This is a genomic window from Paraburkholderia caffeinilytica (assembly GCF_003368325.1).
GTDB classification, from domain to species: Bacteria; Pseudomonadota; Gammaproteobacteria; order Burkholderiales; family Burkholderiaceae; genus Paraburkholderia; species Paraburkholderia caffeinilytica.
Map to the genome: position 1 here is coordinate 3,507,757 of NZ_CP031467.1, position 17,083 is coordinate 3,524,839.

A 17,083-nucleotide genomic window follows, 5' to 3' on the forward strand; every position below is an offset into this window, starting at 1 on the left:
GCCCCATAAGATGACCCAACGTTTCGATTCGCCGGTTTCGCTCCGGCGCCGCCGGCTCGTGTCCGCGGTGCCGGCCGCGCTGTCAACCGTGCTATCAGCCTCATTACTCGGGGCGGCAGGCGCCGGCCCGTTTTCGACAGCCGCCGCAGCAGCCACGCTCGCAACAAGCGAGAAATCCGATCCACCAGTCGATCTCAGCAAAGTCCGTTTGCGCGTCGCAACCTATAAAGGCGGCGACGCAACGCTGCTGAAAACCGCGGGTCTCGCGAATACGCCGTACACGATCGACTGGTCCGAATTCCAGTCCGGCAATGCGATGGTCGAGGCGATGAACGGCGGCTCGCTCGATATCGCCTCGGGCAGCGAGATCCCACCGATCTTCGCGCGGCTGCAGAACGCGCAGGTGCGCGTGATCGCCGTCTACAAGGACGACGTCAACAATCAGGTAGTACTGGTCCCGAAAGGCTCGACGATCCGCTCGATCGCTGAACTGAAGGGCAAACGCGTCGGCTATCTGCGCGCCACCACCACGCATTACTACCTGCTGCGCATGCTCGAAGAGGCGGGGCTATCGTTCAACGATATTCAGGCCACCTCGCTCGCGCCGCGCGACGGCTTTGCCGCTTTCAACGCCGGCTCGCTCGACGCCTGGGCGATCTACGGCTACAACGTGCCGCTCGCGATCTCGCAAGCGGGCGCTCGCGTGCTGAAAAACGCCAATGGCTATCTATCCGGCAACTATCTGTACTACGGTCATCCGTCGGTGCTCGCGGATCCGCAACGGCGGGCCGCGTCCGCGGATCTGCTGGTGCGGCTGCAACGCGCCTGCGCGTGGTTCGGCCAGCATCAGGATGCCTACGCGAAGGTGTTGTCCACCGAGTTGCGGGTGCCCGAGGAGGCGATCCGCTCGTTGTATCGCAACCAGAGCCAGGCGCGCCGCGTGACCGGCGTCACGGCGGCGGACATCGCGAGCGAGCAGCAGGTTGCCGATACGTTCGCGCGTGCCGCGGTCATCGACCGGCATGTCGACGTCGCACCGTTATGGACCGACACCTTCAATGCCGCGCTCGCCCACGGTGCGTAACCGATTCAATCCCCCCTTATTCTGAACATTCGATGACTCAAGCTCTGAGACCAGACCGGCTGCGCGCGTTCGTCGGCCGGATTGCGTCGCTCGTCGACGAGCACGCGCCCGAAGCGCATCTGCTCGAAGCCGGCGGCGCCGCGCTGCGTGAGCTGATTGCCCACGACGACTGGTTGCCCGCCGCCTTCGCGCAGCCCGACCCCGAGCGCTATCAACAATTCCTGCTGCACGCGGATTCGCGGCAGCGGTTTTCAATCGTAAGTTTTGTATGGGGGCCGGGTCAGTCGACACCGGTGCACGACCACACCGTATGGGGTTTGATCGGCGTGCTGCGTGGTGCGGAAATTGCTCAGGGATATCGCATCACACCAGACGGCGCGCTGGAGGAAGAGGGGCCGGCAAAGCGCCTCGATACCGGCACGGTGGATGCGGTCTCGCCGCGCATCGGCGATATCCATCGCGTGAGCAATGCTTTTCACGATCGTACGTCGATCAGCATTCACGTGTACGGTGGAAATATCGGCGCGGTGACGCGTTCCGTCTATCCGTCCGGCGGCGGCCGCAAAACCTTTATCTCCGGCTACTCGAACGACGTGTTGCCGAATATCTGGAATGTTTCGAAGGAGTCCCTGATCTCATGAGTTTCGCTACAGAATTCCGTACCCGATCATTCAAGGACGTGCGCCGCGCACTGCTCGAGCGAGAGGAAATCGCGCTCGTCGACGTGCGCGAGGAGGATCCGCACGCGCGCAGTCATCCGTTGTTCGCTGCCAACCTGTCGCTGTCGCGGCTCGAACTGGAAGCGCCCGTGCGCTTGCCGCGCCGCGACGTGCCGGTCGTCGTGTTCGACGACGGTGAAGGGCTTGCTGAACGCGCCGCGCGCCGGCTGAGCGAGCTGGGCTATACCCACGTCGCGCTGCTCGATGGCGGTTTGCAAGGCTGGCGCGAGGCGGGCGGTGAGCTGTTCCAGGACGTCAACGTGCCGAGCAAGGCATTCGGCGAACTGGTCGAAAGCGAACGTCATACACCGTCCCTCGGTGCGCCGCAGGTGCTCGCGCTGCTCGATCACGAAGCCGATGTGGTGGTGCTCGACGCACGCCGCTTCGACGAATACCAGGCCATGAATATTCCCGGCAGCATCAGCGTGCCGGGCGCGGAACTGGTGTTGCGTGCGCGGCAGCTCGCGCCGGATCCCGCCACGCGGATCATCGTCAATTGCGCGGGGCGCACGCGCAGCATCATCGGCGCGCAGTCGCTGATCAATGCGGGCGTACCGAATCCGGTCGCGGCGCTGCGCAATGGCACCATCGGCTGGACGCTTGCCGGTCAGGCGCTCGCGCACGGCAGCTCGCGCCGCTTCGAGCCGATTGCCGATGACGCACTTCGCCTCGCCGCCGCCGATTCCGCGCGCGGCGTGGCGGATCGCGCCAGGGTGGGCCGCACGTCGCGCGACGAAGCGCGTCGGTGGGCCGACGAATCGGTCCGCACCGTCTATCGCTTCGACGTGCGCACGCCGGAAGAATACGAAGCGGGGCACGTGCCCGGTTTTCGCAATGCGCCGGGCGGCCAGCTCGTGCAGGAGACCGACATGTTCGCGCCGGTGCGCGGCGCGCGCGTGATCCTCGCCGACAACGACGGCGTGCGCGCGAACATGACCGCGTCGTGGCTCGCGCAGATGAACGTCGAGGTGTACGTGGTGGACGGCCTGGGCAACGCCGACTTCAGCGAAAAAGGCGCCGCGCCCGCCGCGCGCCACGCGCCCACGCCGCCTGCCGTCGATGAGGTCACGCCGGCCGGACTGGTGACGCTGCTGCAATCGCCCGGCACCGTCGTGCTGGATTTCACGACCAGCGCGAACTATGTGAAGCGACATATTCCGGGTGCATGGTTCGCGATTCGTGCGCAACTCGGCGAAGCATTGCGCAAGCTGCCGGACGCGCAACGTTATGTGGTGACCTGCGGCAGCAGTCTGCTGGCGCGCTTTGCCGCACCCGATCTGGCGGCGTTGACGGGCAAGCCGGTGCAGGTGCTGAGCGGCGGTACGAGCGCGTGGATCGAAGCGGGCTTGCCTGTGGAGAGCGGTGAGACACGGCTGGCATCGCCGCGCATCGACAGGTATCGTCGCCCGTATGAGGGAACCGATAACGCCCGCGAAGCGATGAACGCGTATCTGGAGTGGGAGTACGGCCTCGTCGCTCAGCTTGGGCGCGATGGAACGCACGGTTTCCGCGTGATCTGACAGGCCATCGGCGCGCGGCTCAAGCCGCGCGCTGCGCACGCGCCTCCTTGAATTGCCGCTCGATCGCCGCCCCGAAACGCTCGACCGGCTGTTGCAATTTACCCAGCACGCGCGGATGCACGAGCCAGATGTCGATGAGCGGCTTGAAGTCGCTGATCGGCACGATATCGAGTGCGTTCGCGTGAGCGCTGGCCTGCAGCAGCGGTAACGGCACGAGGCCGAGACCGTTGCCGTCGGCGATCAACTGCAATTGCAGTTCGGTGCCGAGCGTTTCCAGATTGAGCTTGAGCGCGAGCCCCAGACCCGTCAGCGCGCGTTGCAGACCGTCGCGAAAGCCGCATCCATCCGGATTCAACACCCAGCCGATCGACTGGCATTCCGCCAGGGTATGCGCGCGTTTTTTCAACCTGCCTTTCTGCGCGACCACCGCCAGCTTGACCCGGCCAAGCGAGCGGGCCGACAAGGTCTCGTCGAAAGTCTTGTTGCTGGGCAGCAGGATCGCGGCGGCGTCGAGTTCGCCCTGCTCGACGCGTTGCAGTAGCTGGCTGCCCCAACCGGTCGACGCGCGCGCCTGCAGATCGGGGTAGGAGGATTTGAGTCCGCGCATCGCATCGGTAAGCGCAATATCGGCAATGGTCTGCGCGACGCCGAGGCGCAGTGTGCCGACGGGCGGCGTGTCAGTGGCGACGATCTCGCGCAGCACGTCGAGTTCGCGCTGAATCACGCGGCATTGTTCGTAGACGATGCGGCCCGTCACCGTTGCCTTGAGCGGACGCGTATTGCGGTCGAGCAACTCGACGCCGAGCGCCTCCTCGAAATTCTGCAGCCGGCGCGTGATCGCCGGTTGTGTGAGGCCAAGCGAGAGCGCAGCCTGTTGCAATGACTGACAGCGGATGACGGTGACGTATGCGTCAATTTCGTCGATCTTCATGATGAGCGGTGACTTGTTGAGCGCGCAACGAGGCGCAAGATTCGTGCGTTCGATGATACCCGTATCGATGTGCGCGCATGCCTCACCGGTCAATAAAATTCGCATATTTGCTTAGCAGAATAATGCGTTTGTCTTATACAGATGCGTGCCTTATCGTGCGGTAGCAGATCACCTGGATGCCACGACGTAATCACCGCCATGACGACTTCCCGTTCTTCGTTCTCCGTCTCATCCGTCTTGCAACGTGCGTTGCTGAAACCGCTCGGCGCGGCAGTGCTCGCACTGTGCGCGACAGTTTGCGCAACGCAGACTGTCGCAGCGGATCTACCGGTGCTCAAGGTCGGCGACCAGTCCTTGCAAACGCGTGGCATTCTCGAAGCATCCGGACAACTGAAAGACCTGCCGTACAAAATCGAGTGGTTCAACTTTCCGGCGGCGCAACCGCTGGGTGAAGCGCTGAACGCCGGCGCCGTGGATGTCGGCGGACTGGGCGATGCGCCGCTCGTGTTCGCGCTCGCAGCCGGTGCCCGGGTGCGTGCGGTCGCGGCGACCCGGTCGAATCCGCTGGATCTGGCGATCGTCGTCGGCGCGCAATCGCCGTTGAACGATGCCGCGAGCCTGAAGGGCAAGCGTATCGCCACGACGCGCGGTTCGATCGGCCACTATCTCGCGCTCGCCGCGCTGAAGAAGGCCAATGTGCCGGCCGCCGACGTCACGTTCGTGTTCCTCGCACCCGCCGATGCGAAGGCGGCGCTTGCGTCGGGCAGCGTCGATGCGTGGTCCGTGTGGGACCCGTACACCGCACTCGGTGAAGCGCGCGATCACGATCGCATCATCGCCAACGGCGTCGGGTTGTCCGAAGGGCTCAGCTATCAGGTCGCGACCGAACGCGCGATCGCGGACAAGCGCGTGCAACTCGCCGACTTCCTGCGACGTGTGGCGATCGGCCAGCGTTGGGCGCTTTCGCATCCCGACGAAGTGGCCGCGATGCAATCAAAAGTCACGGGCTTGCCGACCGATGTGCTGAAAACCGTCTACCTGCGAGGCCAGGTGCATCCGGTGGCGATCGACGACAGCGTCGTCGCCGCGCAGCAGCGCACCGCCGATACCTACGAAGCCGCCAACGTGATTCGTGCGCATCTCGACGTGCGCACGAGCTTCGATCGTAGCTTCCCGCTGCCTTGATCCTTGATGCGGCCTATCGGAGTCCTCGTTTGGCTTTCTCCCCGGCCTGAAGGTCGAGGTTTCCCGGAGACATTGATGAACGCACCGATTGCCGAGAGCGCGGTGACGCGCCGTCATCCACCGCTCGATAGCGATGCCTTCGACGCACTGCTCGCGCGGCTCACCAGCGAGTTCGCCGCAAGCGCGGCGCACTACGACCGCACAGCGGAATTTCCGCACGCCAACCTCGCGCGCCTGCACGAATTCGATCTGCTCTCGTTGACGGTGCCCGCATCGCTTGGCGGCGCGGGCGCGAGCTTGCCGCAGGCCTTGAAGGTAGTGCGCGCGGTGGCGCGTGGCGAGCCCTCCACCGCACTGGTGCTGGTGATGCAATACCTGTTTCATCATCGCTTGCAGGGCAACCCGCATTGGCCCGTCGAGCTGCGTGAACGCGTGGCGCGTGATGCGGTACGCGATGGCGCGCTGATCAACTCGCTACGCGTCGAGCCCGAGCTCGGCACACCGGCACGCGGCGGTTTGCCGTCGACGATCGCGAAGCGCAGCGCCGACGGCTGGATCATCGACGGCAGCAAGCTGTATTCGACCGGCAGTCCCGGCCTCACCTGGCTCGCCGTGTGGGCGCGCAGCGACGAGACGCCGCCGCGTGTCGGCGTGTGGCTGGTGCAGCGGGACACGCCGGGTGTGCGGGTCGGCAGCGAATGGAATCATCTCGGCATGCGCGCCACGGGCAGTCACGAACTCGTGTTCGACAGTGTGCATGTGCCGGCCGCTCATGCGGTCGACATCAATCTGCCCGGCGAGCCAGGCGCGGGACTCGATGCGCTCGGCTTCGCGTGGATGAGCGTGTTGTTGTCGGCGGTGTACGACGGCGTTGCGCGGGCGGCGCGTGACTGGTTCGCGCAATGGGCCGCCGAGCGCACGCCCGGCAATCTTGGCGCGCCGCTCGCGAGCCTGCCAGCGTTTCAGCAGACGCTCGGCCGGATCGACGCGCTGCTGTTCAGCAATCGCGTGCTGCTCGACGCGGGTGCGCACGCCGAGCGCGTGACACTCGACGAAGCGCCGCTCGTCAAATACACGGTGACGAATCAGGCGATCGAGGCGGTGCAACTGGCCGTCGAGGCGAGCGGCAATCCCGGTCTGAGCCGTGACAATGCGCTTGAGCGTCACTATCGCGACGTGCTGTGCGCGCGGATTCATACGCCACAGAACGATTCGGTGCTGCAGGGGGCAGGGCGCGCGGGTTTCGCAAAAAGCGCAACCTGAGCGGAGTTCGCCAGACCTCGATGGGCCGGTTCTCGATGGACCGCACGCGCCACGCGGCGCAAATCATCTGCCAATTCGGTGTAAACGCGCTCTCGTTTAAATCGGCCGATCCGTTTAGATTAGCTGCACTTGGAAGGCTTATCGAGGGACCAGGGCGGCCAAACAAGCAGCGGTCCGCCATTCCGGCGACGGCGCAAGGTTAGAGGCCAAGGTCTCTCACCACCTCGCCCGGGACCGGACCGCTGCGCGTCGTCCGCTGTATTGCGTTTCAGGCGGCCGTTTGGCTACTGTTTATTTCCGGTTTGACCGTATCGACCGACTTGGCGACGCTTTGCACAGCGTCGCCTTTTTGCTTGTGGCGACGGTTTTCCCGGGTTCACCGCGGATTTGCCGCCCTTTTGCCGTGCTTCCAGCGGCATGTTTTGCCGCGCTCTCGCCCGTGCCGGCGCAAGTGCTCTTTTGCATGGTTTTCCTCGGCCTCGCCGCACAATCGCATCCTTCCGCAAATCACACTGCATAACGGCCCGCAGCCGCCTTGCCGCCCTCGCTCGCGGTTTTTCCCGTGCGCGGTTATCCTGTAGTACGTCCCTAAGGAAGTCTCCTCGGGGACGCCCTACACAACGGGATGCGGGCGAATTGCCGCTTCGCGTCCGTACAGGAAACTTGCTGTGAGCCTCAAACTGCTTACCGTCGCGATGCTGGCCGCGTGCGTTGCGCTGACTGGTTGCGACGACCAACAGAGCGACCGTGCCGTGCAAAAACTCAAGGAATTCTTCAACGCCGTCAAGCCGGATGCACTATTGCTCAAGAACATGACGCCGGGCATCACGACCGAGGCGCAGATCCGCGATCAGATGGGCAAGCCGGAAACCGAGCGTACGTTTACCGACGGCTCGAAGCGCTTCGAGTATCCGCGTGGCCCGCAAGGACTGAACACGTACATGGTCGACATCGACCGCGACGGCAAATTGCAGGCGATCACGCAGGTGCTGACCGCCGACAACTTCGGGAAGATTCGCATCGGCATGACTGAGGACGAGGTACGCCGCTTGCTCGGCAAACCTGGCCAGATCGCCGTGTTTCCGCTCAAGCCGGAGACCGTATGGAGCTGGAAGTGGCGCGAGGGCGGCGTGACCGAAGAAGGCATTTTCAACGTGCACTTCGACCAATATGAGAAGGTGTACACGACATCGCGCTCGGACGTGATACGCGGACGCTAGCCGATAGAAGGCGGGGAACGACATGATACATCGACGTCGATACAGCCGGATCGGGCTGGTGTTGGGGGGCGGTGCAGCGCGTGGCTGGGCGCATATCGGCGCGATTCGCGCGTTGCTCGAGGCGGGCATCAAGCCGGATGTGGTGTGCGGCACGTCGATTGGCGCGCTGGTGGGCGCCGTGTATGCAAACGGCGATCTCGACTGGCTCGAGGAATGGGTTTCGAAGCTTACGTGGCAAACGGTGGTGCGGCTACTCGATCTGCGTTTTTCGGGCGGCTTGCTCGGCGGGCGCAAGGTGATCCAGCTATTCGCGGACAAATTCGACGGCCGCTCGATCGCGCAGTTGAACATGCCGTTCGCGGCGGTGGCCACCGAACTCGATTCGGGGCGCGAGAGCTGGTTGCAGGACGGCAGCGTGGTCGACGCGGTGCGCGCCTCGATTGCGATTCCGGGGATTTTCACGCCGGTGTTTCACAACGGGGTGTGGCTGGTGGACGGCGGCTTGAGCAATCCGGTGCCGGTCTCGGTGGCGCGCGGCATGCGGGCGGACTGCGTGATCGCGGTCGATCTGAACAACGACATTCTGAATGGGCGCGATTTCGGCGGCGCGGCGGTGGACACGCCGGCGCTCGACCCGGGTGCGCCGCCGCCGGTCGCGCTGCGTCGCAATGGGAAGCCTTGGCCGCGCTGGCTGGCACCGGCCGAAGCGCGCGCTTCCGACGATGTGCGCGTGGCGCCGGCGCCGAGTGCGCGCGTGCCGTCGATGCTGAGTTCGATCGCGCAGAGCATCGACATCATGCAGGTGAGGATTTCGCGGAGCCGGCTGGCGGGTGAGCCGGCGGATATTTTGATTCAGCCGCGGCTGGGCGGGATGGGGATTTTTGATTTTCACCGTGCCGGGCCGGCGATTGAAGAGGGACGCGCGGCGGTGGAGGTTATGCTGCCGGCTATTCGGGCGAGGTTGGGGATTGAATGAGGGTTTGGTTGGTTGCCTGCTCGGCGATTTTTTTCTGGTTGTGTGTTTGCCTTCGGCGATGGTTTTTTCTTGATCTGGTTGTCTGTTTTGTAGTCTTTGGCTGTGCGCTTACGGCGTTGGGCTTTCCTTGAATTGCTAGTGGTCTATTAGCGTTCGCCCCTGTGCGGGGCAGGCACTTACTTCTCTTTGCCGCCGCAAAGAGAAGTAAGCAAGAGAAAGCGGCTCACACCGATCCTGCTAAGTGGGTCCCGCAGCTCGCAACGGGCAGTGGTGCATCTGGAATCTGTGTTCGTGCGCCTGCCTGTGCGTGTGACAAGGGCGTCATACTTCCGGCGGCGCTACGCGCGCCGAAGAGCACTTCACAAAACCACCCGCTAAATTTTGGCGCTCACGTCCCACCACCGGTCTGTGGCTCGTCATTGCGCCGCCATCGCAGTGGTAATCGCCACTGCCAATGCGATTGCGATCGGAACGGCAACGGCAACGGCAACCGCAACCGCAACCGCAACCGCAACTGTAGTTGTGATCGGGGCTAGGACCGGGGCGGCGATTGAAGCACGGCGACAACTCATTTGACGCGGGGGGCGGAGAGTGGAAAGCGCGTTGCCGAGGCGAAGCCGACGGCCCCACTGACTTGAACCGAAGCCCCTGGTTTCCCTGGCAGACCCGTCCGCGACGCACGCAGTGCGGAGTGGGAGCTGATGAGTCCCTTGTCACTAACGCCAGAAGGTGCGAGGGCACGGATTCCAGATGCACCACTACCCTGTGCGAGCTACGGTGCCCACTTAGCAGGAGCGGTGTGAGCCGCTTTCTCTTGCTTACTTCTCTTTGCGGCGGCAAAGAGAAGTGAGTGCCTGCCCCGCACAGGGGCGAACGCTAATAAACCACTAGCAATTCAAGGAAAGGCACCAAATCCAGATCAAGGAAAGACAACACCGTAAGCACAAGGACAAGAAGCGCAAAACAGGCAAGCAGATCAAGGAAAAGCCACCGCCGCAGGCAACCCAACCCCCATCCCCCGCCGAAGGCACCCCCCCACCCTCTATCGAAAAAGCGACTCAAAACTTGCTAAATCGCGGCAGCGCTCGCAGCGCACTGACCACCTTACAAACCCATATCACCCCCAAAACCAAGCCCCGCCAGCGCCAAGCCGCGGCAAACACCTCGTTGCTGCGCCGCAGCATCCCCTCCGCCCCCCTTTGAGAAATTAATTTTCGCTTGGGAGACTCCGCGCCATACCGGATGAGTCGGGCACGCATGACCCGACCCCATCCATGACGTCCTCAATGAAACCTGGATGGAGACACGCGTGTTCCTTTACGGCTTTGGCCCGGTGTTGCTGGCCGGCACGATCCAGACGATCGAGCTGTCCGTCCTGTCGCTGGCAGCCTCCGTGCTGCTCGGCCTCGCGGGCGCGGCGGCGAAACTCTCCTTCAACCGCCCGCTCAGGGCGATCGCAACCGGCTATACGACGCTGATCCGCTCGGTGCCCGATCTCGTGCTGATGCTGCTGCTGTTCTACAGCATCCAGATCGCCGTCAACAATCTCACCGACGCGCTCAATCTGCCGCAGTTCGATATCGATCCGTTCGTGGCCGGCGTGCTGACGCTCGGTTTCATCTACGGCGCGTACTTCACCGAGACCTTCCGCGGCGCGTTTCTCGCGGTGCCGCGCGGCCAGCTCGAAGCGGGCAGTGCGTATGGCATGAGCGGCACGCGGGTGTTCACGCGCATCCTGTTTCCGCAGATGATGCGCTTCGCGCTGCCGGGCATCGGCAACAACTGGCAGGTGCTGGTCAAGGCCACGGCGCTGGTGTCGATCATCGGTCTCGCCGATGTCGTCAAAGCCGCCCAGGACGCCGGCAAGAGCACCTTCAACATGTTTTTCTTCATTCTGGTCGCCGCGCTGATCTATCTGGCGATCACCACCGCGTCGAATCTCGTGCTGATCTGGCTGGAAAAGCGCTATTCCATCGGTGTGCGCCACGCGGAGCTCTAAGACCATGATCGATATTCTCAATCAATTCTGGCGCGCGTTCCTGTACTGGGACGGTCAGCGCATGTCCGGTCTGGCGGTCACGCTGTGGCTGCTGGTGGCGTCGATCGGGATCGGCTTTTTCATGGCGATTCCGCTCGCGGTGGCGCGCGTGTCGAAGAAGCGCTGGCTGTCGACGCCGGTGCGTCTCTACACCTACGTGTTTCGCGGCACGCCGTTGTACGTGCAACTGCTGCTGATCTATACCGGCATGTACAGCCTCGAGTTCGTACGCTCGCATCAGCTGCTCGACGCGTTTTTCCGCAGCGGTTTTCACTGCGCGATTCTCGCGTTCGCCCTGAACACCTGCGCGTACACCACCGAGATCTTCGCCGGCGCGATCCGTTCCACTTCGCACGGCGAAGTGGAAGCGGCCCGGGCTTACGGCATGAGCTGGTTCACGATGTATCGCCGCATTGTGATACCGTCCGCGCTGCGCCGGGCGCTACCGTTGTACAGTAACGAAGTGATCCTGATGCTGCACGCCACCACGGTCGCGTTTACGGCCACGGTGCCGGACATCCTGAAGGTGGCGCGCGATGCGAATTCCGCCACGTATCAGTCGTTCGATGCGTTCGGCCTCGCGGCGCTGATTTACCTGGTGGTGTCGTTCGCGCTGGTCGCCTTGTTCCGCCGCGCGGAGCGTCACTGGCTGGGTTACCTGGCAGTGCGCACACACTGAGCAGGCATGTTTCGTTTGAACGGCGCGGCGGGTTCGCGCCCTCACGTAGATTGATCCGTATTTTCAAAGGGAGAGCATCTTGCTCCACACGACTCAAACCGAAGCTTGCAAGCTCGCCGTCCAGGACATCCACAAGCGCTACGGCGACAACGAAGTGCTCAAGAGCGTGTCGCTGAACGCGAACAAGGGTGACGTGATCAGCATCATCGGCGCGAGCGGGTCGGGCAAGAGCACCTTCCTGCGCTGCATCAATTTTCTGGAGCGGCCGAACGCGGGGCAGATCGTCGTCGACGGCGAAATGGTCAAGACCAAAACAGACCGCGCCGGCAATCTCGAAGTGGCCGATCACAAGCAGCTGCAACGCATCCGCACGAAACTCGCGATGGTGTTCCAGCACTTCAACTTGTGGGCGCACATGAACGTGATCGAGAACATCGTCGAAGCGCCGATTCACGTGCTTGGCTTGCCGCGTCGCGAAGCCGAAGAGCGGGCGCGCGAATATCTCGAGAAAGTGGGTCTCGCGCCGCGTCTGGAAAAACAGTATCCGTCGCATCTGTCGGGCGGTCAGCAGCAGCGCGTCGCCATTGCGCGGGCGCTGGCGATGAACCCTGACGTCATGCTGTTCGACGAACCCACGTCCGCGCTCGATCCCGAACTGGTCGGCGAAGTGCTGAAGGTGATGCAGAAGCTCGCCGAAGAAGGCCGCACGATGATCGTCGTGACGCACGAAATGGGTTTCGCGCGCAACGTGTCGAACCATGTGATGTTCCTGCACCAGGGCCGCACCGAAGAAGAGGGCTTGCCCGCCGACGTGCTGACCACGCCACGCAGCGAACGGCTCAAGCAGTTCCTGTCCGGCAGCCTGAAGTAACGCGCGGCCCGCGCTTTTCGCGTTTTACCGACAAGTGATGGCTCGCACGTCCAACCCGGCTCGCACCACGCAGGTCGCCATCGTCGCTTTGCCGCCGGTGTCGATGTCGGGCGTCGGGCCGATTGTCGACGCGCTCAATCTCGCCAACGAAATCGACGGCCGGGCGCTGTACCGCGTGCAGGTATGTTCGTGGGACGGCCGCGCGGTGCCTTTGTCGGGCGGGGCGCTATGGCCGGCCGATGCCGCCTTCGGCGACGCGATTTCGTGCGACTGGCTGATCATCGTCAGCGAACGGTTCCAGCAATTCGCCGACTACCGGCTCTTTCTCGCCAGTCTTTCGCGCGTCGGGCAGCGTACGCCGCTCGTCACCGGCATCCATCACGGCGTCTGGTGGCTGGCGATGGCGGGGCAGTTGTCCGGCTATCGCGTGAGCGTCAACTGGGAAACCTACCAGCAGTTCTCCGAACAGTTCGAGCGCTCGATCGTTACCCAGCAGATTTTCGAAATCGACCGTGATCGCGCCACCTGCGCGGGCGGTCAGGCAACCGTCGACTTCATGCTCGCCATGATCGGCCGCGATCACGGGCCTGAGTTGGCGGACCGGATCGCCGATACGCTGGGCGTCGGCGTGTTGCGCGCGGGCGAGGAGCGGCAGCGCATTCCGTTCGTGACCGCACCGGGCGAGCGTCATCCGCGTCTGAACGACGCGCTCATGCTGATGGAAGCGAATATCGAAGACCCGCTGACCACCGACGAAATCGCGGGTCTCGTCGGCGTCTCGCGGCGTCAGCTGGAGCGGCTGTTTCGTCAGTACCTCGGCTCGATGCCGTCCAAATACTATCTGGGGCTGCGGCTTTCGAAAGCGCGCACGCAATTGCAGCGCACCAGCAAATCGGTGGTGCAGATCAGCCTGGCTTGCGGGTTTTCGTCGGCGGCGCACTTTTCGAATGCGTACCGCGAACGCTTTGGTGTCACACCGCGCGAGGATCGTCGTAACTGGATCGACAAGCAGACCGGTGCGACCGGCGCCGCGGCCGGCGAGCCGCGGCCGGCCGCGTTGATCGAACGGCCCGACCAGGCGGAATAAGCCAGTGACATGCCGCGCGACCTGGCCGCCCGGAAGCTCATAGAAAGCGTCGCGTATGCGCAAGACGTATCGCGTGCGGTTTCCTACACTACGTGTATTACCTCTCACCTGTAACGAGGATTTGCCATGAACGACCTGACTGTGACACGCCAGACCTTCGACGAAGTGATGGTGCCGGTGTTTGCGCCCGCCGCCTTCGTGCCGGATCGCGGTCTCGGCTCACGCGTCTGGGATACGCAAGGCCGCGACTATATCGACTTCGCCGGCGGTATCGCCGTCACCGCGCTCGGTCATGGCCATCCTGAACTGCTGAAAGTCCTGCACGACCAGGGCGCCAAGCTGTGGCACATCGGTAACGGCTACACCAACGAACCGGTGCTGCGTCTCGCCAAACGTCTCGAGGACCTGACCTTCGCCGACCGCGCGTTCTTCGCCAATTCGGGCGCGGAAGCGAACGAAGCCGCGCTGAAGCTGGCACGCCGCGTCGCGTTCGAGCGTCATGGCGCCGACAAGATCGAAATCATCTCGTTCACGCAGTCGTTCCATGGCCGCACGTTCTTCACGGTGAGCGTCGGTGGTCAGCCGAAGTATTCGGAAGGTTTCGGTCCGGTGCCGGCCGGCATTACCCACTTGCCATACAACGACATCGAAGCGGCGAAGAAGGCCATCGGCGCGCAAACCTGTGCGGTGATCGTGGAGCCGATCCAGGGCGAAGGCGGGGTGATCCCGGCCGATCCGGCGTTCCTGAAGGCGTTGCGCGAAGCCTGCGATCAGCACGGCGCCCTGCTGATTTTTGACGAGGTACAAACGGGCGTGGGCCGCAGCGGCCATTTCTACGCGTATCAGGACACCGGCGTGACGCCGGACATCCTGACCACCGCGAAGGCGCTCGGCAACGGTTTCCCGATCGGCGCGATGCTGACCACGAACGAACTGGCTGCGCACTTCAAGGTCGGCGTGCATGGCACGACCTACGGCGGCAATCCGCTGGGCGCGGCGATCGCGGAGAAGGTGGTCGAGCTGATCAGCGATCCGAAGGTGCTCGAAGGCGTGCGTACGCGCAGCGAGGCGTTGAAGGGTCAACTCGCGAAACTCAATGAACGCTTTGGCCTGTTCAAGGAAGTGCGGGGCAAGGGTCTGCTGATCGGTGCTGAATTGACCGATGCGTTCAAGGGCCGCGCAAAGGATTTCGTCACGGCTGCGGGTCAGCACGGCGTGATCATGCTGATGGCGGGTCCGGACGTGCTGCGTTTCGTGCCGTCGCTGATCATGCCGCTCGACGATATGTACGAGGGCTTCGCGCGTCTGGCGAAGGCGATCGAAGAGATCGTCGGCGCAAAGACTGAAGCCGCGTCGAAGTGAACCACGGCACCGCGCTCAAGCACTGAATCATGCGTCACATTCAACAGGAACGATGATGCTCTTCGTACGCCCCGGCCGCCTCGCCGATCTCGATGCGCTCGAACATATGGCGCGCACCGCGCAACCGGTGCTGCATTCGCTGCCGCACGACCGGCGCGCGCTCGAAGCGCGCGTCGCGTTGTCGGAAGACTCGTTTCGCGCGGATGTCGATTTTCCGGGCGAGGAGTTCTATCTGTTCGTGCTCGAGGATGCAGAGAGCGGCAAGCTGATGGGCACGGCGAGCATCGTCGCCGCAGCCGGTTATTCGGACCCGTTCTACGCGTTTCGCAACGACGCGCTGATTCATGCGTCGCGTGAATTGCACGTGAACCGCAAGATTCACGCGCTGACCATGTCGCATGAATTGACGGGCAAGAGCCGCCTGGCGGGTTTCTATATCGACCCGTCGCTGCGTGGCGACGCGGCCGCGCATCTGATGTCGCGCGCGCGAATGATGTACATCGCCGCCAATCGCAAGCGCTTCACGTCCGAGGTGTTCTCGCTGCTGCTCGGCGTCACCGACGATTCGGGTGTGTCGCCGTTCTGGGAAGCGGTGGGGCGCAAGTTCTTCGGCCGCAATTTCGCCGACATCGAAATCGAATCGGGCGGACGTAGCCGCACCTTTATCGCCGAAGTGATGCCGACCTATCCGATCTATGTGCCGCTGCTGCCGGAAGCGGCGCAACGCGTGCTCGGCGAGCCGGATTCGAAGGCGCTGCTCGCGTATGAGATTCACCTCGAAGAAGGCTTCGAGACGGATCGTTTCATCGATATTTTCGACGCGGGTCCGGTGTTGACCGCGCAGGTGGATCGCAGCGCCTGCGTGACGCACAATGAAACACGTGTGGTGCGCGAAGCCGGCGCGGCCGCCGACGGCTCGACGTATCTGATCGCGCATAACGGTGCGGACGGCGAGTTCCGCTGCGTGCTCGGCGAATTGCCGGGCGATAGAGCAATGGGCGCATGGTTGTCGCATGCGGCGCGCGCCGCACTCGGCGTGCAGGAGGGCGACGCGGTGCGCTGCGTGCCGCTGCATCAGCCGTACCAGGAAGATTTGACGGGAGACGCACGATGATCGTGGTTCGCGTTGTGCAACGAGGCGATGTGGACGCGCTCATGCGGCTTGCGCAGGAGACCGGTCCCGGTCTCACCACCTTCAAGCCGGATCGCGAGGCGCTCGCGGCGCGCGTCGAACGTGCCCGCCGCACGATGGAAGACAAGGCCGAGCCGCACGAAGCCGGTTACTTCTTCGTGATGGAAGACACCGACACCGGCGACGTGGCCGGCGTATGCGGCATCGAAACGTCCGTCGGTCTGCAGCAGCCGTTCTACAACTATCGCGTGAGCACAGTAGTGCACGCGAGCCAGGACCTCGGCATCTGGACACGCATGCGCGCGCTGAACATTTCGCATGACCTGACGGGTTACGCCGAAGTGTGTTCGCTGTTCCTGAGCCCGCGTTACCGCACAAGCGGCGTTGGCGGATTGCTGTCGCGTTCGCGTTTCATGTTTCTCGCGCAGTTTCGCGAACGCTTTCCGCAGCGCCTGTGCGCGGAACTGCGCGGCCATTTCGATGCGGAAGGCACCTCGCCGTTCTGGCGCGCGGTCGGCTCGCATTTCTACCAGATCGATTTCAACGCGGCGGACTATCTGAGCTCGCACGGCCGCAAGGCGTTTCTCGCCGAGCTGATGCCGCGCTATCCGGTGTATGTCGAACTGCTGCCGGAAGAGGCGCAGGAATGCGTCGGCCTCACGCATAACGATACGATTCCGGCGCGCCGTATGCTCGAATCGGAAGGGCTGCGCTACGAAAATCACGTCGATATCTTCGATGCGGGCCCGGTGCTCGAATGCCATATCGCCGACTTGCGCACCGTGCGCGAAAGCGTGGTGGTGCCGGTCGAGATCGCCAATGTGCCGGCTGGCGCGCCGCAGGATGCACCGCGTTCGATGGTATCGAATACGTCGCTCGGCGATTTTCGCGTGGGCGTAGCCGCGGGCGTGCCGCAAGACGGCGTGTTCCGCATGAGCGCCGCCGAGGCGGCCGCACTCGACGTCAAGGCAGGCGACCCGGTTCGGGTGCTGCCGCTGAAACACAAACAAGGATGA

The 17,083-nt window shown here is 63.6% G+C and carries 15 protein-coding genes; 14 read left to right on the top strand and 1 reads right to left on the bottom strand.

Features of this window, described 5'->3' with window-relative positions:
- The first annotated feature begins 10 nt into the window (after positions 1-10).
- From DSC91_RS31965 to DSC91_RS31975, 3 genes are read left to right on the top strand one after another with little or no spacing between them, the layout of a single operon-like run.
- Complete coding sequence (locus tag DSC91_RS31965) at positions 11-1,084, top strand: ABC transporter substrate-binding protein (protein ID WP_115782509.1); 1,074 nt, start codon at positions 11-13, stop codon at positions 1,082-1,084.
- 32 nt (positions 1,085-1,116) lie between these two features.
- Positions 1,117-1,725: a cysteine dioxygenase family protein gene (locus DSC91_RS31970; protein WP_115782510.1), complete on the top strand. Its 609-nt coding sequence runs from the start codon at positions 1,117-1,119 to the stop codon at positions 1,723-1,725.
- Positions 1,722-3,323 (top strand): rhodanese-related sulfurtransferase, encoded by a 1,602-nt coding sequence (locus tag DSC91_RS31975; protein ID WP_115782511.1) that lies wholly within the window; start codon positions 1,722-1,724, stop codon positions 3,321-3,323. The genes DSC91_RS31970 and DSC91_RS31975 overlap by 4 nt, the downstream gene beginning before the upstream one ends.
- 19 nt (positions 3,324-3,342) lie before the next feature.
- Here DSC91_RS31975 and DSC91_RS31980 read toward each other — a convergent pair whose 3' ends face one another.
- The gene (locus tag DSC91_RS31980) at positions 3,343-4,254 is read right to left on the bottom strand and encodes a LysR family transcriptional regulator (protein WP_115783582.1); all 912 of its coding nucleotides are present in this window, start codon (positions 4,252-4,254) and stop codon (positions 3,343-3,345) included.
- Positions 4,255-4,452: 198 nt separating this feature from the next.
- Here DSC91_RS31980 and DSC91_RS31985 point away from each other — a divergent pair, with 198 nt between their 5' ends.
- The 11 genes from DSC91_RS31985 to astA all read left to right on the top strand — a co-directional run bounded on the left by DSC91_RS31985 (position 4,453) and on the right by astA (position 17,083).
- The gene (locus DSC91_RS31985) at positions 4,453-5,439 is read left to right on the top strand and encodes an ABC transporter substrate-binding protein (protein ID WP_115782512.1); all 987 of its coding nucleotides are present in this window, start codon (positions 4,453-4,455) and stop codon (positions 5,437-5,439) included.
- A 75-nt stretch (positions 5,440-5,514) separates the two neighbouring features.
- Positions 5,515-6,702: an acyl-CoA dehydrogenase family protein gene (locus tag DSC91_RS31990; protein WP_115782513.1), complete on the top strand. Its 1,188-nt coding sequence runs from the start codon at positions 5,515-5,517 to the stop codon at positions 6,700-6,702.
- A 668-nt stretch (positions 6,703-7,370) separates the two neighbouring features.
- Positions 7,371-7,922 carry a hypothetical protein gene (locus tag DSC91_RS31995; RefSeq protein WP_115782514.1) on the top strand — a complete coding sequence of 184 codons (552 nt, stop codon included), beginning with the start codon at positions 7,371-7,373 and terminating at the stop codon, positions 7,920-7,922.
- 22 nt (positions 7,923-7,944) lie between these two features.
- Positions 7,945-8,898, top strand: a complete 954-nt coding sequence (locus tag DSC91_RS32000; protein WP_115782515.1) for a patatin-like phospholipase family protein — start codon at positions 7,945-7,947, stop codon at positions 8,896-8,898.
- Between the two features lie 1,309 nt (positions 8,899-10,207).
- Positions 10,208-10,897, top strand: coding sequence for an ABC transporter permease (locus DSC91_RS32005; protein ID WP_115783583.1), 690 nt, complete (start codon positions 10,208-10,210; stop codon positions 10,895-10,897).
- Between the two features lie 4 nt (positions 10,898-10,901).
- Positions 10,902-11,615, top strand: a complete 714-nt coding sequence (locus tag DSC91_RS32010; protein WP_030102580.1) for an ABC transporter permease — start codon at positions 10,902-10,904, stop codon at positions 11,613-11,615.
- A gap of 79 nt (positions 11,616-11,694) precedes the next feature.
- Positions 11,695-12,486, top strand: a complete 792-nt coding sequence (locus tag DSC91_RS32015) for an ABC transporter ATP-binding protein (RefSeq protein WP_115782516.1) — start codon at positions 11,695-11,697, stop codon at positions 12,484-12,486.
- A 37-nt stretch (positions 12,487-12,523) separates the two neighbouring features.
- Complete coding sequence (locus tag DSC91_RS32020; RefSeq protein WP_115782517.1) at positions 12,524-13,573, top strand: GlxA family transcriptional regulator; 1,050 nt, start codon at positions 12,524-12,526, stop codon at positions 13,571-13,573.
- A gap of 126 nt (positions 13,574-13,699) precedes the next feature.
- The gene (locus DSC91_RS32025) at positions 13,700-14,935 is read left to right on the top strand and encodes an aspartate aminotransferase family protein (RefSeq protein WP_115782518.1); all 1,236 of its coding nucleotides are present in this window, start codon (positions 13,700-13,702) and stop codon (positions 14,933-14,935) included.
- A 55-nt stretch (positions 14,936-14,990) separates the two neighbouring features.
- Positions 14,991-16,049 (top strand): arginine/ornithine succinyltransferase subunit alpha, encoded by a 1,059-nt coding sequence (gene aruF, locus DSC91_RS32030; protein WP_115782519.1) that lies wholly within the window; start codon positions 14,991-14,993, stop codon positions 16,047-16,049.
- Positions 16,046-17,083: an arginine N-succinyltransferase gene (gene astA / locus DSC91_RS32035; protein ID WP_115782520.1), complete on the top strand. Its 1,038-nt coding sequence runs from the start codon at positions 16,046-16,048 to the stop codon at positions 17,081-17,083. Before aruF ends, astA begins: the two co-directional genes overlap by 4 nt.

What these genes read in the sequence shown, in the direction of transcription:
- DSC91_RS31965 (WP_115782509.1), top strand. Translation starts at nt 11, where the DNA reads ATGACCCAACGTTTCGATTCGCCGGTTTCGCTCCGGCGCCGCCGGCTC.
- DSC91_RS31970 (WP_115782510.1), top strand. Translation starts at nt 1,117, where the DNA reads ATGACTCAAGCTCTGAGACCAGACCGGCTGCGCGCGTTCGTCGGCCGG.
- DSC91_RS31975 (WP_115782511.1), top strand. Translation starts at nt 1,722, where the DNA reads ATGAGTTTCGCTACAGAATTCCGTACCCGATCATTCAAGGACGTGCGC.
- DSC91_RS31980 (WP_115783582.1), bottom strand. Translation starts at nt 4,254, where the DNA reads ATGAAGATCGACGAAATTGACGCATACGTCACCGTCATCCGCTGTCAG.
- DSC91_RS31985 (WP_115782512.1), top strand. Translation starts at nt 4,453, where the DNA reads ATGACGACTTCCCGTTCTTCGTTCTCCGTCTCATCCGTCTTGCAACGT.
- DSC91_RS31990 (WP_115782513.1), top strand. Translation starts at nt 5,515, where the DNA reads ATGAACGCACCGATTGCCGAGAGCGCGGTGACGCGCCGTCATCCACCG.
- DSC91_RS32000 (WP_115782515.1), top strand. Translation starts at nt 7,945, where the DNA reads ATGATACATCGACGTCGATACAGCCGGATCGGGCTGGTGTTGGGGGGC.
- DSC91_RS32010 (WP_030102580.1), top strand. Translation starts at nt 10,902, where the DNA reads ATGATCGATATTCTCAATCAATTCTGGCGCGCGTTCCTGTACTGGGAC.
- DSC91_RS32020 (WP_115782517.1), top strand. Translation starts at nt 12,524, where the DNA reads ATGGCTCGCACGTCCAACCCGGCTCGCACCACGCAGGTCGCCATCGTC.
- DSC91_RS32025 (WP_115782518.1), top strand. Translation starts at nt 13,700, where the DNA reads ATGAACGACCTGACTGTGACACGCCAGACCTTCGACGAAGTGATGGTG.
- aruF (WP_115782519.1), top strand. Translation starts at nt 14,991, where the DNA reads ATGCTCTTCGTACGCCCCGGCCGCCTCGCCGATCTCGATGCGCTCGAA.
- astA (WP_115782520.1), top strand. Translation starts at nt 16,046, where the DNA reads ATGATCGTGGTTCGCGTTGTGCAACGAGGCGATGTGGACGCGCTCATG.